The sequence below is a fragment of the Serratia sp. AS12 genome (assembly GCF_000214195.1).
Taxonomy (GTDB): domain Bacteria; phylum Pseudomonadota; class Gammaproteobacteria; order Enterobacterales; family Enterobacteriaceae; genus Serratia; species Serratia plymuthica.
Map to the genome: position 1 here is coordinate 1,042,742 of NC_015566.1, position 18,833 is coordinate 1,061,574.

Sequence of the window (18,833 nt, forward strand, 5' to 3'; positions counted from 1 at the left end):
AACGTGGCTGCCGGGAGCACAGCCCCTGGCGGCTTGCGTTTGGGTTACATAGCCGCCCGGTCGTTAAGGAGAACCCGATGAGCCCGCTTGTTCGTTTAGCGCAACTGCAGGATATTCCCCAACTGATCGCCATTGAACGCTCGGCGGCGCAGCTGTTTCTTCAGCAACCGGCGTGGCGTTTTCTTGCCAAAGGCCCGGTGATGAGCCGTCAACAGCATGCTGATTTTATTCAGCAACAGCAGGAGTGGTTGGCTGAAAGCACCCCGGGTGAGGTGGCCGGGTTTATCGCCGTATTGCCGCAACGGCAGGATTGGCATATCGCCGAGTTGTCGGTGGCCGCCGACTGGCAGCGGCGCGGTATTGGCCGGCGTTTGATCGCCGAGGTTGCCATGCTGGCAAAATCGCAGGGGGCGCAGCGCCTGACGCTGACCACCTTTATCGACGTGCCCTGGAATGCGCCTTACTACCAGCGGTTAGGATTCCAGCCAGTTGCTGTCGAACGGCTCAGCTTGCCGCTGCGGCAACGGCTTGCTGAAGAGGCGGTGCAGGGATTTGTTGCCGGTAGCCGCTGTGCAATGGAATTTACACTATCGTAAATATTGAAATACAGGCTGATGGCGGTATGATGCAAGCAACCACGCCATCGCACGATCTGCGCGCCGATCTTCAGGCGTACAAATGCAATCAAGTCACCGTATAAGGGACAACCCGTAATGACACAAACCATTTTCATGGTAGGCGCTCGCGGAGCCGGTAAAACCACGGTGGGCAGCGCACTGGCGCAGACAATGGGCTATCACTTCACCGATACCGATCTGTTTATGCAGCAGACCACGCAAATGAGCGTGGCGGAAATGGTCGCGCATGAAGGCTGGCTGGGCTTTCGCCGCCGTGAAAGCATTGCGCTGCAAACCGTGACGCAACCGTCAACCGTAGTTGCCACCGGTGGTGGCATGATCCTGGCGGAAGAGAATCGTCGCTTCATGCGCCAGCACGGCACCGTGATTTACCTGCGTTCGCCTGCGGACGTGTTGGCGCAGCGGCTGGAAGAGTATCCGCAGGACGCGCAGCGCCCAACGCTCACCGGCCGCCCAATTGCCGAAGAGATGCTTGAAGTGCTGGCGGCGCGCGAAGCGCTGTATCAGGAGGCCGCGCATTTCGTCATGGATGGTACCGGTAGCCCGCAGCAGGTGGTCGAACAAATCCTCTCGGCGCTGCAGCGCGAAACGGTAAAATAATCCACCGCGATTTTTCCTTTGGGCACAGTGCGTTGTGCCCAATACTCTGTTTTTCTCCCCTGATTTTTCCGGTCTGACGACAAATCGCGCTTGCCTTTATAAATTACGAGTGACATATATAAATAAATGATAATCATCATTTATGCTGTTTTAACTCAAGCTTATTGCGAGGCATCTGTATGAAATACACCACCTTTGGTCGCAACACCGGCCTGCGCGTTGCCGAACTGGCTCTGGGCACCGGCAACTTTGGCACGGGCTGGGGCTACGGTTCGGAAAAAGAAGAGGCCAAGCAGGTATTTGATCGCTACGTCGACGCCGGCGGCAACTTCATCGACACGGCTGACGCCTATCAGTTTGGTCAGTCGGAACAGCTGGTGGGGGAATTTATCGCTGCCGAGCGCGATCGCTTCGTCGTCGCCACCAAGTACACGCTGGGCGCTGCGCCGGAGGCAAGTGTTGCGCACACCGGCAACAGCCGTAAAAACATGATCGCCTCGGTGGAAGCCAGCCTGAAACGCCTGAAAACCGATCGTATCGACCTGCTGTGGGCGCATTTCTCCGACAATCTGACCCCGCTTGAGGAGATCGTACGCGCCTTTGACGATCTGACTCGCGCCGGCAAGATCCAGTATGCCGGGCTGTCCAACTTCCCGGCCTGGCGCATTGCCCGGGCGGATACCCTGGCCGAGTTACGCGGCTGGGCGCGCATTGCCGGCATTCAGGTGGAATACAGCCTGGTGGAACGTACCGCCGAGCGCGAACTGCTGCCGATGGCCGAAGCGTTGGGGATGGCCGCTACGCTGTGGTCGCCGCTGGGCGGCGGTCTGTTGACCGGGAAATATCGCCACAGCAACGCCGGGCGGCTGACCGAGCTGGGGCGCCTGGTGCATCGCGAGAAAGATACCGCACTGCTGGATGAAGTGCTGGCCATAGCGCAGGAGCACGGTGTCCAACCGACTCACGTCGCCATCGCCTGGCTGCGCAAACGGGCGGCGAACTCCAGCACCAGCCTGATCCCCATTCTGGGGCCGCGAACGTTAGCGCAACTGGACGATACGTTGTCGGCGCTCAGTCTGACGCTGAGCGAAGAGCACGTGGCGCGTCTTGATCGGGTAAGCGCTATCGAGCCCGGCACGCCTCACCAGCAGATTGCCGACACGCTGGCGCGAGCGCAGGGCGGTGACAGCGACCGTTTTGCCGCACCGCGCCCCCCGCGCGCCTGAGTCTTTTGATGAAAGGCATCATCATTGAGTGCGGTCAGCGGATGGCCTAAGATGATGCCGGATTGATAAGGAGAAAACACCATGGCGCGGGTATCAAAGCAACAAATGGAACGCAATCGCGAGGCGATTGAGCAGGTGTCTTCACAACTGTTTCGTGAACGTGGCCTGAACGGCGTCAGCGTTAACGATCTGATGGCGGCAGTGGGGCTGACCCACGGCGGTTTCTATGGTCATTTTGCCTCCAAGGATGAGCTGGCGGCGATAGCCAGCCGCAGAGCGGCGGCGGAGTCGGGCCAGCGTTGGGAGGCGCTGAGCAGCCAGCCCGGCAAACACACTTTGCAAACCCTGGTTGACAGCTATCTGGATGTGAAACACCGTGACTGTCCCGCCGAGGGCTGCGTGGTCACCGCGCTGGCCGCCGACGTGGCGCGGGAAGGGGCCGATAAACCCGTACGCCAGGCCTACCTGAGCGGCGCAAAATCGATGCTGGCGCGGCTGGAGTCGCTGTCGCCCTTGGAAGATGAACAGCAGCGGCACCAGCAGGCTTTGGCGCAGATGGCGATGCTGGTGGGGGCACTGACGCTGGCGCGGGCGACTCGCGACGACGCGTTGTCGGAACAGTTTCTCAACGCGGCGCGTCAGGCTCTGTTACCGGCGGACGTTGAGTAAAATACCGCCCCGGCGTGGTGCCGAAACGCTCGCGGAAGGCGGCGATATAGGCACTGACATTGTCGTAACCGCAGTCACCGGCAATCTGGCCGACGGGTTCTCCCCGTGACAGCGGTTCCAGCGAGCGGAGCACCCTGGCTTGCTGGCGCCAGCGCGAAAAAGTCACGCCCGTTTCGCCGATAAAACGGCGGCTCAGGGTACGGACACTCAACCCGGCCCAGTCGGCCCATTCACGTTGAGTGCGCTCGCCGGCAGGTTCGTTCAGCAGCGCGCGGGCGATTTTCAGCAGCCGCGTATCTTGCGGCAGCGGCAGTTGCAGCGGGGGGCTTTCCTGAGCGTGCATTTCATCCAGCAATACCTGCAACATCCGTTGTTGCGATGTACTCAGTGGCTGCCCGGCAAACTGCGCGATACGCTCGACCAGCGCCTGAATCAGCGGTGAGGCGGCGCTCAGCCGGGGATGCTCCGGCAGCGCCGCACCGCGTTGTTCCCCCAGATACAGGATCCAGCCCGCCACGTTACCGCAGGCCAACGCCTGGTGTGCGCAGTGTGGCGGCAACCAGCCGATACTGCCTGCGGTCATTGCCCATTGTCTCCCTGCGGTTTCCAGCGCCATCATGCCGTGCGTTAACAGATAGATCTGCCCGTCGGCATGGTGGTGCCAGGGCGTGAGGTGTTTTTTCTCATGCAAAAGCCGTTCGCTGCGCAGAATCATCATATTGGCCGATTACCGGTATAAAAAGTCCAGGTACGGTTATTATGCCACCGTCTGCCTTCGCTATGATCCCCGCGTCATTCCATTTTTGGAGATCCTCTATGAACGAAAATCCCTCAATAGCCGTGGTGCTCGAGGCCTTGCAGCGGGTGGTTACCTGCTCGCAACACCAACCGACGCTGATAGCTGAACTGTTCAGCGAAGATTACCGCCAGCAGGTGGACGGCAAAGTACTCGATTATGCGCAATTTATGCAGCATATGGCGCTGTTGAAGCAGCTCACCCACAGCATGGCGCTGGAAATTATCGCCGTCGCCGGACAGGGGGAGGCGGTACTGACGCATCATCAGGTACGGGTGGAAAAGCGCGACGGTGGCCGCAGCCTGGTCAAAGTACTGGCACATTTCACCGTACGTGGCGGCAAGATCTGTGCCTGCGATGAGCTGACGCAGCTGCTGGAAGGCGAACATGGCGATCGCGATCTGGGATCGCGCGTGTCGGCATAAACTCGACTGCTATACTTAACCCTGTGTGATTCACACGGGAGAACAGCATGCGCGAAAATAACCGACCAGGCTATCCGAGAACCGCTCGGGTGGTCGAAGTTGACCGGGGCGACCCCAGCTTGCATATGCATCGTTTTGAGGTGCGCACCGACGACATTGAGCCGAATACGCTGCTCAGTGAGCATTCGACCGAGCAGGAAGCGCTCGACGCCAAGCATCGCTACGAGGATCCGGCGCTGGAAGATTAACCTGTACCCTACGGAAGCCGGCGCGATGCCGGTTTCTTTTTTTGCCTTTTGCTTAAGGCCACTTCGTGCGCATTGATCTTGCCGGTCGCTGAGTTAATTATCTGATTCGAATGCGAATAAAATGCCATGACGCTGACTGTCCGGCGGTGGTATGGCGCTGTTTTTGTTGCGGGTTCAGAACGGCAGGCTGACGACCGATCGCCGGGCAGAATTTTACTCTGCGCCACGATCGCATTTCGCGTGAAAAACCAGTGACAGATCAAGCGCAATCCCCCAATATGGATTTCTCATAAAGTTGATTATGCGGGTGCCAGTCTATGTTGAAAGTGAACGAGTATTTTGCCGGAAAAGTGAAGTCTATCGGTTTCGATAGTAGCAGCATCGGCCTTGCCAGCGTCGGTGTGATGGAAGAGGGTGAGTACACCTTCAGCACCGCCCAGCCGGAAGAGATGACCGTGATTACCGGCGCGTTGAAAGTGTTGCTGCCGGGCTCGCCGGACTGGCAGGTGTTTATGCCGGGTGAGAAGTTTTTCGTACCGGCTCACAGTGAGTTCAACCTGCAGGTGGCTGATGCAACCGCCTATCTGTGCCGTTATTTAAGTTAGTAATCCATACCCTTCTTACTTGAAGCTGCAGCGTTGTTAGCTGTGTGCGTATATTCGGCCCATCCGTGGGCCTCACCCCTTTGGGGCCGCTGCTTGCCGCCTAGCTGCAACTCCAATTAATTTGGGTATGCTGTTTGTTTTGCAAAAGCGGCGTATGTAGAGCAAGGCGCAGTGATTTGCGCCTTTGTGTGTTTAACGCTGGGCTTCGCCGCCCAGGGCTTCGATGGTGTTCTTGATTAACGCCGCCAGTTCGCTGGTCATCAGGATAAAATCGGCGTCAAAACGCAGGGCGAAGTCCTCACGATCGATATCGTCATTCTGCTCACGCAGCGTGTCGGCAAACTTCAGGCGCTTGAGCGAGCCGTCGTCCGCGAGCACCAGTTGAATGCGTTCCTGCCAGTCCACCGCCAGTTTGGTCACCAGCTTGCCGGCTTCGATATGCACCGCAATTTCGTCGCTGATCAGGTTCTGCTTCTTGCAGCGGATCACGCCACCGTCTTCCAGAATCGCCTTCAGTTCCGCTTCGTCCTGAATGATAAAACCGGCCGGCAACTCACCGGAGCGCACCCACTCGGTCAGTGTCAGCTCGATCGGGCTTTCCATGGTCAGCGGCACCACCGGCAGCGAACCCAGGCTTTTACGCAGCAGCGCCAGGGTATCTTCCGCGCGTTTGGCGCTGGCGGCGTCAACCATGATCAGGTCATTGACGGTGTCGATCCACATAAAGGTCTGGTTGAAACGGCTGAAGGCACGCGGCAGCAGGCTGTGCAGCACCTCATCTTTCAGCGCGTCTTTCTCGGTTTTTTTCAGTTTGCGGTGCTGTTCGCCTTCCAGGCGTTCAATCTTGGCCTGCAACTCTTGCTTGATGACCGGCGAAGGCAGGATTTTTTCTTCCTTGCGCGCGCAGATGACGATCTGGCCGTTAACCGCGTGCGTCAAGGCGTCGCTGTGGGAACCCATTGGGGAGACCCAGCCGGTTTTCGCCATGTCCTGGCTGCCGCAAGGGGTGAAAGCAAAAGCGCTGAGCTGTTTTTCCATTTCATCCGCGTTTAGCGCAACTTCGCGGCTCAAACGGTAAACCATCAAATTCTTAAACCACAGCATAATGTTGTCCCTGGCTGGGCGTGCAGTCGGCACGCTTGTTCATCAAAAGCAGGGCGGCATGATAACGAATCAGAGGCGAAAAATCGCCTCATTCCCTCTGAATTGCGTCGCCGGCCGCGTTTCTTCTTCGCGCTCGTTGCAGCGCCAGCGCCAGTTGCCGCTGGCTGAAAGGCTTGCGCAGCAGCTCAGGCTCAGTCAGATCTCCCTGAGAGTGGCGGCGCATGTCCTGGCCGCTGATCAGCAGAGCGCAGAGGTGGGGATTGATCTCCCGTGCCTGCTCAATCACCTGCGCGCCGTTCAGTTCGCCCGGTAGCATCAGGTCACTTATCAGCAGCGAGATATCCGGCGTCTGGCGCAGCAGCGCCAGCGCTTCCTGGCTGTCTGCGCTGTCTAGCGTCAGGTAGCCGAGCTGGTGCAGGTGTTCGCACAGCGTGTGGCGCACGTCGTTCTCATCTTCCAGTACCAGCACCAGATTGTCGGTGCCGTCACTGTCGTCGAGCGGCAGCAGCGGCGTTTCCGTTAGCGCCTGCATGGGCGCACGGGGCAACTGCAGGCGCACCAGCGTGCCTTTGCCCGGCGCGGTTTCAATCTGTACCCGCCCGCCGGATTGGCGGACAAAACCGTAAACCATCGACAGGCCCAGCCCGCTGCCGCTACCGACCGCCTTGGTGGTGAAGAAGGGCTCGAACACCTGCGCCTTGACCTCCTCCGACATCCCGCAGCCGGTGTCGATCACTTCCAGTGCCACCATGTCCTGTTTTTTGCCGCTGCTGCGCACCACCCGCTGGTTATAAATGCGGATCTTCACCACCCCGCTGCGGCCTTCCATCGCATCTCGCGCGTTGACCACCAGGTTGATCAGCGCGTTTTCCAACTGATTGGCATCGATCCACGCCGGCCAGCCGGGCTGTTGCGCCTCAATGGTCAGCGACAGCGTGGCGGGCAGCGAATGGCGCAGCAGTTCCTGCAGGTTTTCCACCAGCGTGCGCAGCGCGATGGCCTGCGGGTGCAGCGCCTGTTTGCGTGAGAACGCCAGCAGGCGCTGAGTGAGTTGCGCGCCGCGTTCGGCAGCTTTCAGTGCGCGGGCGATGCGTTGTGCGGTTTGCGCGTCCTGCGTTTGCCCGGTAGTCAGTTCCAGGCTGCCGATAATCACCGCCAGCAGGTTGTTAAAATCGTGCGCCAGGCCGCCGGTAAGTTGGCCGACCGCCTTCATTTTCTGGCTGTGCAGCAGCGCCTCTTCCAGCGCCTTGCGCTCGGTGCGTTCGAGCACCACGTTCACCACCCCGCGGTTGGGCACCGGGCTGAAACGCAGTTCGACGGTGCGGCCGTCATCCAGACGCAGTTCCTGCGGCTGCGGCAGTTCGCTGGACAGATTGGCCAGCACCGCCTCCCAGCGCTGGCCCCGTGGCGGCGTTACGTGCTGCAGTAACTCGCGGTAGTGCTGGCCGCGGTGCAACTGGTGTTCGTCCAGTCCCAGCAGCAGCGGGTATTGCGGGTTCCATACCACCAGTTGTCCGTCGTTATCAAACAGTGCAAAGCCGTCGCGCATCGCCAGAAAGGTAGTTTCCAACTGGGTGCTTTTTTCTTTCAACAGGCGAGAGGTTTGTTCCAGCGAGGCGGTATTGCGGGCAAACACGTTGAAAGCCCGCGCCAGTTCGCCCAATTCATCGCGGCGTTGCAGCGCCGGCACGCTGACGTCGCGTTCGCCGCGCGCCAGCCGCGTCATGGCGTTGGCGATCGCCGTCAAGTTAGAACCGAGGTTGCGGTAGATATACAGCCCGGCGAAGCCGGTAATCACCAACGCCAGCAGAGCGAACAGGCCGATAAATACGCTGATGGAGCTGAGCTCACGGTGCGTCTGGTGGGTGCGCAGCTCCGACTCGTTCGCCACCTTTTGCACGTACAGGTTGATGTCGTCGTTGAGCATCGCGACTAACGCTTTGATGTGATAGGTATAATAGGCCAGGGCGAGGTCGCTTTGTTCCAGCTCCAGCGTTTCGGGCAACAGGCGTTGTTCGCTGGCGCGAAACTGCCGCATTTTCTCGTCCACCAACGCATCCGGGCTGTGCTGCGGCCAGTAGACCATTACGCTGTCGAGTTGCTGTGCGGCCGCCTTGGGCGTTGGGGTCTGAATGGCGATTGCCAGCAGCCGGTCGATCTGGCCGAGCAGCGGCTGCGAAGGCTGGTCCAGATTATCGCGTTGGCTCAGGCTGGAGATATGCCGCAGCGTGCTCTGCGTCTGGTACAGCCCGCTGAGCAGGATGTTGCGTTGCAGGTGCCGTGCGTGACCGAGTTCCAGCATGCGGGTGACGCTGGTTTCCAGGGCGTTGCTGCGGCTGATGATACGTTTGACCAGCGCCGGCTCGCTGTGGGCCAGCGGGGCGTCCGCCAATCGGTTGAGGGACGCCTGCAGCGCCAACTGGGTCTGTTTCAACCGGGCGGATTCGCTCTGGTACTCCAGCGCGCCAACCACCTGCGAAAGCCGGATGGCGGCGGTGGCGACGTTCGACGTATCCCGGCTCAGCGCCATGCTGCCGTTCATCTCTTTCAGCGTTTGCGCCTGCACCTGTTCCTGCAGCTTGCCCGCATGCTTAAAGCCGACGATCGCCACGCCGCTGACCATCAGCGTCACCGCCACCACCAGCAGGTTGAACATCAGCAGGCGCCCACGCGCACCGGCAAGGAAAGGCAGTCTGCGCATCGTATCTCCCGTAACTGACTGTTCGCAGTATAAATCCCCGTTCCATTAACAATATGACAAACATGAACGGGCGCTGACATTTTGCATTTATTTATGTGTGGTTAACTGCATGTAATCCGAACCGCAGCCTGAGGTATGACGATGAGCGTGACCCCGATTTTGGAAATGCACAACATCGCCAAGAGTTTTGGTCAGTTTTATGCGCTGAAAGGCGTCGACCTGACGGTATATCGCGGTGAGATCCACGCGCTGATGGGTGAAAACGGCGCGGGTAAAAGCACGTTAATGAAAATATTGGCCGGCGCGTATATCGCCAGCAGCGGGGAAATTTTTATCGATGGGCAGCCGTTCGCCATCAAAGGGCCAAAAGACGCCCTGGCGGCAGGTATCACGCTGATTTACCAGGAAATGAATCTGGCACCGAATCTGACGGTGGCGGAGAACATTTTTCTGGGCAGCGAGATCCAGCGCGGTGGTCTGGTGAAACGCCAGCAGATGTTGCTGGAAGCGCAGAAGGTGATCGACAGGCTGGGCGCGCAGTTCAGCGCTGGCGATCGGGTCATGAAATTAACCATCGCCGAGCAGCAGCAGGTGGAAATCGCCCGCGCGTTGCATCGCAACAGCCGCATTCTGGTGATGGACGAGCCTACGGCGGCGCTCTCTTCGCGTGAAACGCATCGGCTGTTCGAGCTGATCAAGCGCCTGCGCGATGAGGGTATGGCGATCATTTACATCAGCCACCGCATGGCGGAAGTGTACGAACTGTCGGATCGCGTCAGCGTGCTGCGTGACGGCCAGTACGTCGGTAGCCTGACGCGCGACAAGCTGTCCGCCAGCGAGCTGGTGCGCATGATGGTGGGCCGCCCGCTGAGCGATCTGTTCAATAAGGAACAGGGGATTGCGGTGGGCGAACCGCGCCTGACGTTGCACGGGCTGACCGACGGCAAAAAAGTGAAGCCGATTAGCCTGCAGGTGCGCGCCGGCGAGATTGTCGGCCTTTCCGGGCTGGTGGGCGCCGGGCGCTCTGAACTGGCGCAGCTGATTTTCGGTGTGCGCAAGGCGAGTGGTGGCACTGTGGAGATTGACGGCAAAACGGCCAATATCCATTCACCGCGCGACGCCATCGCTCTGGGCATCGGTTTTCTCACCGAAAACCGCAAGGAGCAGGGTCTGTTTCTCGATCTGGCGGCGCATGAAAATATCGTTATGGCAACGCTGGAGCGTGATGGCCGCTACGGTCTGCTGAATCGCCGCAAGGCGCAGATCATTTCCAGCGACGCTATCGGCTTGCTGAATATCCGTGTGCCGCATGCTCAGGTCCGCGCCGGTGGCTTGTCCGGCGGCAACCAGCAAAAGCTGCTGATTTCACGTTGGGTAGCGATCGGCCCGCGCATTTTGATCCTCGATGAACCCACGCGCGGCGTCGATGTCGGCGCCAAGAGTGAAATTTACCGCATCATGAGCCAGATGGCGCAGCAGGGAGTGGCGATCCTGATGATCTCCAGCGAACTGCCTGAGGTGGTCGGCATGAGCGATCGGGTATACGTCATGCACGAAGGCAGTATTGCCGGTGAACTGAGCGGCAGCGACATTACTCAGGAAAACATCATGACGCTGGCTACCGGCGTCGAAACCGCCGTGGAAATCGCCGACCATGAATAATTCAATCCGTACGCTCAAGGAGCCTGCCATGACTTCGAATCCGCTGCCGCCTGGCGCAAAAAATCCCACGCTGAAACGGGCGTTCTTGGGCGATATGATGCAAACCGTCGGCATCCTGCCGATCCTGATCCTGATCGTCGCGGTTTTCGGCTTTGTCGCGCCGAATTTCTTTACCGATGCCAACCTGCTGAATATCGCCCGTCAGGCGTCGATTAACATCGTGCTGGCCGCGGGCATGACCTTCATCATTCTTACCGGCGGCATCGATCTCTCGGTCGGTTCGATGCTGGGCACCACGGCGGTGGTGGTGATGGCGGTTTCCCTGATGCCTGGCCTGGCCGGGCTGTCGATCCCGCTGGCGCTGCTGGCCGGGTTGGGGATGGGGCTGTTCAATGGATTTCTGGTGGCCTACGCCGGTTTGCCGCCGTTTATCGTTACGCTGGGTACCTACACCGCCCTGCGCGGCGCGGCTTATCTGCTGGCAGACGGCACCACCATCATCAACTCGAATATCAGTTTTGAATGGATCGGCAATTCTTATCTGGGGCCGATTCCCTGGCTGGTGATTATCGCCTTTGCGGTGATCGCGCTGTGCTGGTTCATCCTGCGTCGCACCACGCTCGGGGTTCATATCTACGCGGTGGGCGGCAATATACAGGCCGCACGTCTGACCGGCATCAAGGTGGGCGCGGTGCTGCTGTTCGTCTACGGCATGAGCGGCCTGCTGTCCGGGCTGGGCGGGGTGATGAGCGCCTCCCGGCTCTACAGCGCCAACGGCAACCTGGGTATGGGTTATGAACTGGATGCCATCGCCGCGGTGATCCTCGGCGGTACCAGCTTCGTCGGCGGTATCGGCACCATTACCGGCACGCTGGTGGGGGCGCTGATTATCGCGACCCTGAACAACGGCATGACGCTGATGGGGGTTTCTTATTTCTGGCAATTGGTGATCAAAGGGGCGGTGATCATCATAGCGGTGCTGATCGACAAGTACCGCACCCGTAATTATCAACACTGATTTTCCTGTCGAAATCCACAGGGGAAGGCAGAGTGAGGCAGGCAGGTTTGTTGAGGCCCAACAGGGCAGGTTTTTCGTATATCAAAAATTATGAGGAAAACACTATGCGTTTCAAGCCATTGATTACCGCTTTGTTGGTTACCGCCGCGCTCGGCAGCGCCTCTGTGGTCCAGGCGAAAGAATTGAAATCGATCGGGGTGACGGTGGGCGATCTGGCCAACCCGTTCTTTGTGCAGATCACCAAGGGCGCGGAGTTGAAAGCGCGTGAGCTGGCCGGTGACAAGGTGAATGTGACACTGGTGTCGAGCGGTTACGATCTTGGCCAGCAGGTGGCGCAGATCGACAACTTCATCGCCGCCAAGGTCGATATGATCATCCTTAACGCCGCCGATTCCAAAGGCATCGGCCCGGCGGTCAAACGCGCCAAGGACGCCGGCATCGTGGTGGTGGCGGTAGACGTGGCGGCCGAAGGCGCCGACGCTACCATCACTTCGGATAACACCCAGGCGGGTGCGATGGCCTGTAAATACATCAGCGATCGCCTGAAAGAGAAAGGCAACGTGGTGATCATCAACGGGCCGCCGGTTTCTGCGGTGCAAAACCGGGTGGAAGGCTGCATGACCGAGCTGAAGAAACACCCGGATATCAAGCTTCTGTCCTATAACCAGAACGCCAAGGGCAGCCGCGAAGGCGGTCTGGAGATCATGACCTCGTTGCTGGCGGCCAATCCGAAGATCGACGGCGTATTCGCGATTAACGATCCGACGGCGATCGGTGCCGATCTGGCGGCCAAGCAGGCGCAGCGCAGCGAGTTCTTTATCGTCGGCGTAGACGGTTCGCCGGACGGTGAAGAGGCGCTCAAACGCGGTGGAAAATCGCTGTTTGTGGCGACGCCGGCGCAGGATCCGCAGGTGATGGCGGCCAAGGCGGTCGAGATCGGTTACGACATTCTGCAGGGCAAACCCGCGCCAACCGGCCCGGTGCTGATCCCGGTGACCATGATCGATAAGAATAATATCGGCAGCTACAAAGGCTGGACGGTGAAATAACCTTCTGCCGACAGGGGCCGGCTCAGTCTGGCCCCTTATTCATAACCACGCCCGGAGGTGCCATGAACCGTTCCGCCGTGAACCGGATCCTGCAGCAAACCCAGCACTTTTTTGCCCGCTTCGACGTCCATCTGCCGCCTTTCGCTCATTTTAGCCCGTCGGCCTGGCGGCAGCGCGATCGCCAGCCGTGGCAGGAGGTCTTCGATCTGAAACTCGGTTGGGATGTCACCGCGTTCGGCGGCGATGACTTTGCGCACAGTGGCCTGACGCTGTTTACGCTGCGCAACGGTTCACCCGGTGGCCAGCCCTACGCCAAATGTTATGCGGAAAAGGTCATGCACTGCCGCGAAGCGCAGGTGACGCCAATGCATTTCCACTGGCGCAAACGCGAGGACATCATCAACCGCGGCGGCGGCAATCTGATCGTCGAACTGCACAACGCCGATGCCGATGAACGGCTGGCTGAGGGGGCGGTGACCGTTACCCTGGACGGTTGCCGGCAGACCCATGCCGCCGGTTCGCGTCTGCGGCTGGCGCCGGGGGAAAGCATCTGTCTGACGCCGGGCATTTATCACAGCTTTTGGGGTGAGGAGGGCTTTGGTGACGTGCTGGTGGGCGAAGTCTCGACGGTCAACGATGACGACAATGACAACCGTTTCCTGACGCCGCTCAGCCGCTTCGGCCAAATAACGGAAGACCAGCCGCCGCAGTGGCTGCTGTGCAACGAATATTCGCGCTTTATCGATTAAAGGAGAACAGCTATGGCACTGATTTCATTGGCGCAGGGGTTGGCGCACGCTCGTCAGCACGGCTATGCGCTTGGCGCGTTCAACGTGCTCGATAGCCACTTCCTGCGTGCGCTGTTTGCCGCCGCGGAGGCAGCGCGATCGCCGTTTATTATCAACATTGCCGAAGTGCACTTTAAGTACGTTTCGCTGGAGTCGCTGGTGGCGGCGATTAAAAGCGAAGCGGCGCAGCACGCTATTCCGGTGGTGCTGAATCTGGATCACGGTTTGCATTTCGAGGCGGTGGTGCAGGCGCTGCGCCTGGGGTTCAGTTCGGTGATGTTCGACGGCTCCGGCCTGAGCTATGAAGAGAACGTGCGCCAGACGCAGGAAGTGGTGCGCATGTGCCATGCGGCTGGGGTTTCGGTCGAGGCTGAGCTGGGTGCGGTCGGCGGCGACGAAGGCGGCGCGCTGTACGGTGAGGCCGACAGCAATAAATTCACCGATCCGCAGCGGGCGCGCGAGTTTGTCGGGTTGACCGGCATCGATGCGCTGGCGGTGGCGATTGGCAATGCGCACGGTAAATACAAGGGCGAGCCGAAGCTCGATTTCGACCGGTTGGCGGCGATCCAGCAGCAGGCCGGCATTCCGCTGGTATTGCACGGCGGTTCCGGTATCAGCGATGCCGACTTCAAGCGGGCGATTGGCTTGGGCATTCACAAGATCAATTTCTACACCGGCATGTCTCAGGCGGCGCTGGGCGCGATTGAGCACCGGATGACGCAGCGCCACGCAATTTACGATGAGTTCGCCGAGGTGCTGTTGGCGGTAGAGCAGTCGATTAGCGAAGTGGTGCAGCAACAGATGCATATTTTCGGCAGCGCCGGGCGGTTGTAATGACCCGGCGCGGCATTGTCTCGGCCGGCAATATGCTGGTGGATCACGTACATCACATCGCTCACTGGCCGCAGCCGGGCTGGTTGGTGGAGATTGAACGCAGCCAACGCGCCACCGGCGGTGCGCCGCTTAACGTACTGCTGACGCTGGCGCGGATGGAAACCGGGCTGCCGCTGGCGGCGATCGGGCTGATCGGCTGCGACGCGGACGGCGATTACATCATGCAGATGCTGGCGCAGTACCGGGTTGACGGCCGCTGGGTGCAACGCTGCGAAGGGGCGATGACCTCCATGTCGCAGGTGATGACCGAACCGGGTGGGCAGCGAACCTTCTTCCATGCGCCGGGCGCCAACCGGCTGTTGGACCTGGACGCGTTTGATGGGCTACACAGCGAACACAAAATTTTCCATCTCGGTTATCTGCTGCTGCTCGACAGCCTGGATCGTCCGGATGAGGCGTTCGGCACCCGCAGCGCGCGGCTGCTGGCGCAGATGCAGCAGCGCGGTTATCGGACGTCGCTGGATCTGGTGTCGCGGCAGGGCGATCCGCGCTACCGGCCGCTGGTCTTGCCGGCGCTGCGCTGGCTGGATTATCTGGTGATCAACGAGCTGGAGGCCGGGGAGTTTACCGGGCTGGCGCTGCGATCTGCCCACGGCGCTTTACAGCAGCATTTGATGGCGCAGGCCGCGCAACAGCTGTTGCAGGCCGGCGTGCGGCGACGGGTGGTGATCCACTGCCCGGAAGGGGCGTACGGGCTGGAAAACGGCGGTGATGCGCACTGGCAGCCCTCGTGGCGCCTGAGCGAGGGCGAGATTGTCGGCAGCGTCGGCGCCGGGGATGCGTTCTGTGCCGGGGTGTTGTACGCCAGTCATGAAGACTGGTCTTTGGTGGAGACCTTGCAACTGGCCCATGCCTGCGCGCGTTTCAATCTGCTGTGCGCCAATGCTATCGACGGCGCACGGCCGTTATCGGAACTGCAGGCGTATATCAGGCGGCAGCCACCGGCTGGCTGACGTCGGCGGCGAACACATAACCCAGCCCGCGAATGGTGCGGATCAGTTCGGGTTGATGCGGATTGATCTCGATCTTGCGCCGTAGCCGCATGATCAGCACGTCGATGGTGCGATCGAAGACCTCCAGCGTTTCGCTGTGGGTCAACTCCAGCAGGCGATCGCGGGTCAGCACTTTGCGCGCATGCTGCACCAGCGCCAGCAGCAGGCCATATTCGCCCTGAGTCAGATCGACAGGTTGTCGCTGCGGATTGTGCAAGGTGCAGCGGGCGGCGTCCAGACACCAGCCGTTGAACTGCCAGCCTTCGGACTTGCCCTGGCCAACCGCTACCGGCTCCAGCGCCAACGCGCCGGTACGCCGCAGTACCGCTTTGGCGCGGGCCACGACTACGCGTGGGTTGAAGGGCTTGGCGATGTAATCGTCGGCGCCCATTTCCAGGCCGACAACCACGTCAGACTCGGAACCGAGGCCGGTCAGCATCACCACCGGCAAATCCGGGCGCAGGCGGTGGATCTGTTGCAGCACCAGCAGGCCGTTGGTATCCGGCAGGATCAGATCGAGCAGCACCAGAGCGATGTCCGGCTGCTGGTTGAGTAAGGCAAGCGCTTCGCTACCCCGGTGGCAGGCATGAACGGTAAATACGTGTTCATTGAGCACGTCGCAGAGCACGTCACAGATAGCGGGGTCGTCATCGACGATCAGTACGGCAGGTTTCATCGCTGCTCTCCGGATTTATTATGTGGAACTGTTTAAAAACAGTGTACCTGATGGCTAATTAATAAGCGGCAGCCGGTATGGGTCTGATGCGGAAATTGCCGTCGCCGTCACATTCGGCGGCAAGGGGATGATCCTGTATGCCGGTTACAGTAGTCTGTAGCAATGTTGTTGTGCATTGAGGAGAAAAAATCGTGCGCATTGGTATCGATCTGGGTGGCACCAAAATTGAAGTGATCGCGCTGGCCAACGATGGGCATGAGCTGTTCCGCCATCGTATCGCGACGCCGCGTCATGACTATCAGCAAACGCTGGATGCAATCAGCGGCCTGGTGAAGCTGGCGGAAGAAAATACCGGGCAGCAAGGCTCTGTCGGCGTCGGCATTCCCGGCACGCTGTCGCCCTATACCGGGCTGGTGAAAAACGCCAACTCGGTCTGGCTCAACGGCCAGCCCATGGATAAGGACTTGTCGACGATGTTGGCGCGTGAAGTGCGCATCGCCAACGACGCCAACTGTTTGGCGGTCTCGGAAGCTACCGATGGCGCGGCGGCCGGTCAGAAAACCGTGTTTGCGGTGATTATCGGTACCGGCTGCGGCGCGGGCGTGGCGATTAACGGGCAGGCGCATTCCGGCGGCAACGGCATTGCCGGCGAATGGGGGCATAATCCCTTGCCCTGGATGGATGACGACGAGCTGCGTTTTCGCACCGAGGTACCTTGTTACTGCGGCAAACAGGGCTGCATCGAGACCTTTATCTCGGGCACCGGTTTTGCAACCGACTATGCGCGCCTGAGCGGCAATCCGCTAAAAGGCCATGAGATCATGACGCTGGCGGCGCAAGGTGATGCCCTGGCGGAGCGGGCCATCGGCCGCTATGAACTGCGGCTGGCGAAATCGCTGGCGCATGTGATCAATATATTCGATCCGGACGTGGTGGTGCTGGGCGGTGGCATGAGCAATGTGGACCGCTTGTATCAGCATGTGCCGCAACTGGTGAAATCCTGGGTATTCGGCGGTGAGTGCGAAACGCCAATTCGCAAAGCGGTCCACGGCGATTCCAGCGGCGTGCGCGGCGCAGCCTGGCTGTGGCCGCAGAGGTAACCGTTGCAAAAAAGCGCGAGCCTGTTCGCGCTTTAATCAATTCGCTGTACAAAAACTGGACGCCCCTCTATGCTTTAGCTAACTTAGCTAAGGAGACGCTCATGCCTATTCAGGCCAATATGCACGAAGCAAAATCGAACCTGAGCCAGTTGGCGGATAAAGCCGCAGAGGGAGAGACAGTGATCATAGCGAAAGCAGGGAAGCCTTACGTTCAGTTGATGGCGATTAAAGGTGAAGCGCGCAAACCCGGCGCGGCCAAAGGTAAATTTACCGTACCGGAGGATATTAATGCCGGCGATGCGGACATCACCGCATTGTTTGAGGGAGAAAAATGAGGCGCTTGCTGCTGGATACCCACGCGCTGCTGTGGTGGCTGGTGGACAATGCCAGCCTGGGGCCGCTGACCCGCAATCTGATCGCCGATCCCAATAATCTGGTTTATGTCAGCGCGGCGAGCGTATGGGAAATCTCGATCAAGCAGGCGTTGGGCAAGCTGCCGGTGCCAGAGGACATTTTTGACATCATTGAGGCTGAGGATTTTCTGTCGTTGCCGATAGTCGCTTTTCATAGCCAGCAGGCGGGGCAGTTACCGCAACACCACGGCGATCCTTTCGATCGCATGCTGATCGCCCAGTCGCAGGCCGAAGGGCTGACGCTGATCACCGCCGACGGCGTTTTCCCGCAGTATGGCATTCGGGTGTTCGACGCCCGGCGCTGATTCTATTTCACCTCGCTCTCACTGCGCACCCGTTCGATATGAATGGTCAAAAACATCATCTCTTCGCCGGTTAGCTGGTGCTGGTAATGTTTTTCGATGTGCTGATTGATCTTGCCGGCGCAGGCGAATGACTCGTGGTATTTCTCTTTCACCACCTGGTAGAGCGAATCATCGTCGCTGTCGACGTAGTTTTTCCCCAGCAGGCGCTGAGCGAAGAATTTCAGGTGTGTGACAAAGCGGTGGTAACTCAGTGCTTCTTCGTTGTAATCAAAGCGGAAATGGTATTTGACGATGTTAAGGATCTCCTGCATCACGCGGGTGATGTGCAGGGTGTTGTGCATTTCGTCGTTCAACTGGGCGTTGACCAGGTGCAGGGCGATAAACCCGGCTTCGTCCTCCGGCAGGGCGGTGCCCAGCCGCTGGGTGATAAGGTCCAGCGCTTCCAGCCCGACGGCAAATTCGGCCGGATAAAGCTTTTTGATTTCCCACAGCAGCACATTTTTGATGTCCAGCCCTTGGTCGTGGCGCTGCAGTGCAAAGTGAATATGGTCAGTTAGCGTGATATAGACGATGTTGTGCAACTTGCCCGGCAGGCGCTGGCGGGCAAGGGTGATGATTTTGTCGGCGGTGGTCACGCAGGCCAGTGGAATTTCTGCCAGCAGCTCTTTGTAGCGTTCGCCCATCTCGCCGCCGTTGGGGGTGAAGATCTTTTCGATCAGGTTTTCGTCCAGCAGATCGCCGGCCTTCTTTTTAAACCCGACGCCGCGACCCATCACCACCGTTTCTTCCTGACGGTCGTCCAAGGTAATCACCGCGTTATTATTAAGTATTTTTGCGATTTTCATGGTTGTTCCCTGCTGTTTCAGCGCGCTGAAAACGAAAAAACCTGACGCACGGGAGCGATCCCCTGCGTCAGGTTTTGCC

21 protein-coding genes are annotated in these 18,833 nt (G+C 59.4%); 16 read left to right on the plus strand and 5 right to left on the minus strand.

The window, feature by feature from the left end:
• Positions 1 to 77 precede the first annotated feature (77 nt).
• The 4 genes from SERAS12_RS04825 to SERAS12_RS04840 all read left to right on the plus strand — a co-directional run bounded on the left by SERAS12_RS04825 (position 78) and on the right by SERAS12_RS04840 (position 3,133).
• A complete protein-coding gene (locus tag SERAS12_RS04825; RefSeq protein ID WP_013811692.1) occupies positions 78 to 596 on the plus strand; it encodes a GNAT family N-acetyltransferase in 519 nt (172 codons plus the stop codon).
• A 117-nt stretch (positions 597 to 713) separates the two neighbouring features.
• Positions 714 to 1,238 (plus strand): shikimate kinase AroL, encoded by a 525-nt coding sequence (gene aroL / locus SERAS12_RS04830; protein ID WP_004949177.1) that lies wholly within the window; start codon positions 714 to 716, stop codon positions 1,236 to 1,238.
• 179 nt (positions 1,239 to 1,417) lie between these two features.
• Positions 1,418 to 2,464 carry an aldo/keto reductase gene (locus tag SERAS12_RS04835; RefSeq protein ID WP_013811693.1) on the plus strand — a complete coding sequence of 349 codons (1,047 nt, stop codon included), beginning with the start codon at positions 1,418 to 1,420 and terminating at the stop codon, positions 2,462 to 2,464.
• Positions 2,465 to 2,545: 81 nt separating this feature from the next.
• Positions 2,546 to 3,133 (plus strand): TetR/AcrR family transcriptional regulator, encoded by a 588-nt coding sequence (locus tag SERAS12_RS04840; protein WP_013811694.1) that lies wholly within the window; start codon positions 2,546 to 2,548, stop codon positions 3,131 to 3,133.
• On the opposite strand, the gene SERAS12_RS04845 is transcribed toward SERAS12_RS04840, so the two are convergent.
• The gene (locus tag SERAS12_RS04845) at positions 3,090 to 3,851 is read right to left on the minus strand and encodes an AraC family transcriptional regulator (protein WP_013811695.1); all 762 of its coding nucleotides are present in this window, start codon (positions 3,849 to 3,851) and stop codon (positions 3,090 to 3,092) included. The two genes, SERAS12_RS04840 and SERAS12_RS04845, sit on opposite strands and share 44 nt — an antisense overlap.
• Positions 3,852 to 3,949: 98 nt before the next feature.
• Between SERAS12_RS04845 and SERAS12_RS04850 the strand changes: the two genes are divergently transcribed.
• The 3 genes from SERAS12_RS04850 to ppnP all read left to right on the plus strand — a co-directional run bounded on the left by SERAS12_RS04850 (position 3,950) and on the right by ppnP (position 5,207).
• Positions 3,950 to 4,354 (plus strand): nuclear transport factor 2 family protein, encoded by a 405-nt coding sequence (locus SERAS12_RS04850; RefSeq protein WP_013811696.1) that lies wholly within the window; start codon positions 3,950 to 3,952, stop codon positions 4,352 to 4,354.
• 47 nt (positions 4,355 to 4,401) lie between these two features.
• A complete protein-coding gene (locus tag SERAS12_RS04855) occupies positions 4,402 to 4,602 on the plus strand; it encodes a YaiA family protein (protein ID WP_013811697.1) in 201 nt (66 codons plus the stop codon).
• Positions 4,603 to 4,919: 317 nt separating this feature from the next.
• Complete coding sequence (ppnP, locus tag SERAS12_RS04860; protein WP_004949189.1) at positions 4,920 to 5,207, plus strand: pyrimidine/purine nucleoside phosphorylase; 288 nt, start codon at positions 4,920 to 4,922, stop codon at positions 5,205 to 5,207.
• A 192-nt stretch (positions 5,208 to 5,399) separates the two neighbouring features.
• Here ppnP and rdgC read toward each other — a convergent pair whose 3' ends face one another.
• The gene (gene rdgC, locus SERAS12_RS04865; protein ID WP_013811698.1) at positions 5,400 to 6,311 is read right to left on the minus strand and encodes a recombination-associated protein RdgC; all 912 of its coding nucleotides are present in this window, start codon (positions 6,309 to 6,311) and stop codon (positions 5,400 to 5,402) included.
• Positions 6,312 to 6,399: 88 nt separating this feature from the next.
• The gene (locus tag SERAS12_RS04870; protein WP_013811699.1) at positions 6,400 to 9,012 is read right to left on the minus strand and encodes an ATP-binding protein; all 2,613 of its coding nucleotides are present in this window, start codon (positions 9,010 to 9,012) and stop codon (positions 6,400 to 6,402) included.
• 141 nt (positions 9,013 to 9,153) lie between these two features.
• Between SERAS12_RS04870 and SERAS12_RS04875 the strand changes: the two genes are divergently transcribed.
• The 6 genes from SERAS12_RS04875 (at position 9,154) to SERAS12_RS04900 (ending at position 15,376) form a co-directional block, all read left to right on the plus strand.
• Complete coding sequence (locus SERAS12_RS04875; protein WP_013811700.1) at positions 9,154 to 10,674, plus strand: sugar ABC transporter ATP-binding protein; 1,521 nt, start codon at positions 9,154 to 9,156, stop codon at positions 10,672 to 10,674.
• Between the two features lie 28 nt (positions 10,675 to 10,702).
• Positions 10,703 to 11,692 carry a ribose ABC transporter permease gene (locus SERAS12_RS04880; protein ID WP_013811701.1) on the plus strand — a complete coding sequence of 330 codons (990 nt, stop codon included), beginning with the start codon at positions 10,703 to 10,705 and terminating at the stop codon, positions 11,690 to 11,692.
• Between the two features lie 104 nt (positions 11,693 to 11,796).
• Positions 11,797 to 12,741 carry an ABC transporter substrate-binding protein gene (locus tag SERAS12_RS04885; protein ID WP_013811702.1) on the plus strand — a complete coding sequence of 315 codons (945 nt, stop codon included), beginning with the start codon at positions 11,797 to 11,799 and terminating at the stop codon, positions 12,739 to 12,741.
• A 62-nt stretch (positions 12,742 to 12,803) separates the two neighbouring features.
• A complete protein-coding gene (locus SERAS12_RS04890; protein ID WP_013811703.1) occupies positions 12,804 to 13,490 on the plus strand; it encodes a D-lyxose/D-mannose family sugar isomerase in 687 nt (228 codons plus the stop codon).
• Between the two features lie 12 nt (positions 13,491 to 13,502).
• Positions 13,503 to 14,363: a ketose 1,6-bisphosphate aldolase gene (locus tag SERAS12_RS04895; RefSeq protein ID WP_013811704.1), complete on the plus strand. Its 861-nt coding sequence runs from the start codon at positions 13,503 to 13,505 to the stop codon at positions 14,361 to 14,363.
• Complete coding sequence (locus SERAS12_RS04900; RefSeq protein WP_013811705.1) at positions 14,363 to 15,376, plus strand: carbohydrate kinase family protein; 1,014 nt, start codon at positions 14,363 to 14,365, stop codon at positions 15,374 to 15,376. Before SERAS12_RS04895 ends, SERAS12_RS04900 begins: the two co-directional genes overlap by 1 nt.
• On the opposite strand, the gene SERAS12_RS04905 is transcribed toward SERAS12_RS04900, so the two are convergent.
• Complete coding sequence (locus SERAS12_RS04905) at positions 15,351 to 16,091, minus strand: response regulator (RefSeq protein WP_013811706.1); 741 nt, start codon at positions 16,089 to 16,091, stop codon at positions 15,351 to 15,353. The two genes, SERAS12_RS04900 and SERAS12_RS04905, sit on opposite strands and share 26 nt — an antisense overlap.
• A gap of 191 nt (positions 16,092 to 16,282) precedes the next feature.
• Between SERAS12_RS04905 and mak the strand changes: the two genes are divergently transcribed.
• From mak to SERAS12_RS04920, 3 genes are all read left to right on the plus strand, one after another.
• Positions 16,283 to 17,191 carry a fructokinase gene (mak, locus tag SERAS12_RS04910; protein ID WP_013811707.1) on the plus strand — a complete coding sequence of 303 codons (909 nt, stop codon included), beginning with the start codon at positions 16,283 to 16,285 and terminating at the stop codon, positions 17,189 to 17,191.
• 101 nt (positions 17,192 to 17,292) lie between these two features.
• A complete protein-coding gene (locus tag SERAS12_RS04915) occupies positions 17,293 to 17,526 on the plus strand; it encodes a type II toxin-antitoxin system Phd/YefM family antitoxin (RefSeq protein ID WP_013811708.1) in 234 nt (77 codons plus the stop codon).
• Positions 17,523 to 17,909, plus strand: coding sequence for a type II toxin-antitoxin system VapC family toxin (locus tag SERAS12_RS04920; RefSeq protein WP_013811709.1), 387 nt, complete (start codon positions 17,523 to 17,525; stop codon positions 17,907 to 17,909). The genes SERAS12_RS04915 and SERAS12_RS04920 overlap by 4 nt, the downstream gene beginning before the upstream one ends.
• Positions 17,910 to 17,911: 2 nt before the next feature.
• On the opposite strand, the gene licT is transcribed toward SERAS12_RS04920, so the two are convergent.
• The gene (licT, locus tag SERAS12_RS04925; RefSeq protein ID WP_013811710.1) at positions 17,912 to 18,754 is read right to left on the minus strand and encodes a BglG family transcription antiterminator LicT; all 843 of its coding nucleotides are present in this window, start codon (positions 18,752 to 18,754) and stop codon (positions 17,912 to 17,914) included.
• Between the last annotated feature and the right edge of the window lie 79 nt (positions 18,755 to 18,833).

Bases quoted from the DNA above. Each gene is read 5' to 3' on its own strand.
- SERAS12_RS04915 (WP_013811708.1), top strand. From the start codon at position 17,293: ATGCCTATTCAGGCCAATATGCACGAAGCAAAATCGAACCTGAGCCAG.
- ppnP (WP_004949189.1), top strand. From the start codon at position 4,920: ATGTTGAAAGTGAACGAGTATTTTGCCGGAAAAGTGAAGTCTATCGGT.
- SERAS12_RS04875 (WP_013811700.1), top strand. From the start codon at position 9,154: ATGAGCGTGACCCCGATTTTGGAAATGCACAACATCGCCAAGAGTTTT.
- rdgC (WP_013811698.1), bottom strand. From the start codon at position 6,311: ATGCTGTGGTTTAAGAATTTGATGGTTTACCGTTTGAGCCGCGAAGTT.
- SERAS12_RS04845 (WP_013811695.1), bottom strand. From the start codon at position 3,851: ATGATGATTCTGCGCAGCGAACGGCTTTTGCATGAGAAAAAACACCTC.
- licT (WP_013811710.1), bottom strand. From the start codon at position 18,754: ATGAAAATCGCAAAAATACTTAATAATAACGCGGTGATTACCTTGGAC.
- SERAS12_RS04870 (WP_013811699.1), bottom strand. From the start codon at position 9,012: ATGCGCAGACTGCCTTTCCTTGCCGGTGCGCGTGGGCGCCTGCTGATG.
- SERAS12_RS04920 (WP_013811709.1), top strand. From the start codon at position 17,523: ATGAGGCGCTTGCTGCTGGATACCCACGCGCTGCTGTGGTGGCTGGTG.
- SERAS12_RS04900 (WP_013811705.1), top strand. From the start codon at position 14,363: ATGACCCGGCGCGGCATTGTCTCGGCCGGCAATATGCTGGTGGATCAC.
- SERAS12_RS04855 (WP_013811697.1), top strand. From the start codon at position 4,402: ATGCGCGAAAATAACCGACCAGGCTATCCGAGAACCGCTCGGGTGGTC.
- SERAS12_RS04835 (WP_013811693.1), top strand. From the start codon at position 1,418: ATGAAATACACCACCTTTGGTCGCAACACCGGCCTGCGCGTTGCCGAA.
- SERAS12_RS04840 (WP_013811694.1), top strand. From the start codon at position 2,546: ATGGCGCGGGTATCAAAGCAACAAATGGAACGCAATCGCGAGGCGATT.
- SERAS12_RS04880 (WP_013811701.1), top strand. From the start codon at position 10,703: ATGACTTCGAATCCGCTGCCGCCTGGCGCAAAAAATCCCACGCTGAAA.
- SERAS12_RS04885 (WP_013811702.1), top strand. From the start codon at position 11,797: ATGCGTTTCAAGCCATTGATTACCGCTTTGTTGGTTACCGCCGCGCTC.
- SERAS12_RS04850 (WP_013811696.1), top strand. From the start codon at position 3,950: ATGAACGAAAATCCCTCAATAGCCGTGGTGCTCGAGGCCTTGCAGCGG.
- aroL (WP_004949177.1), top strand. From the start codon at position 714: ATGACACAAACCATTTTCATGGTAGGCGCTCGCGGAGCCGGTAAAACC.
- SERAS12_RS04895 (WP_013811704.1), top strand. From the start codon at position 13,503: ATGGCACTGATTTCATTGGCGCAGGGGTTGGCGCACGCTCGTCAGCAC.
- SERAS12_RS04905 (WP_013811706.1), bottom strand. From the start codon at position 16,091: ATGAAACCTGCCGTACTGATCGTCGATGACGACCCCGCTATCTGTGAC.
- SERAS12_RS04890 (WP_013811703.1), top strand. From the start codon at position 12,804: ATGAACCGTTCCGCCGTGAACCGGATCCTGCAGCAAACCCAGCACTTT.
- SERAS12_RS04825 (WP_013811692.1), top strand. From the start codon at position 78: ATGAGCCCGCTTGTTCGTTTAGCGCAACTGCAGGATATTCCCCAACTG.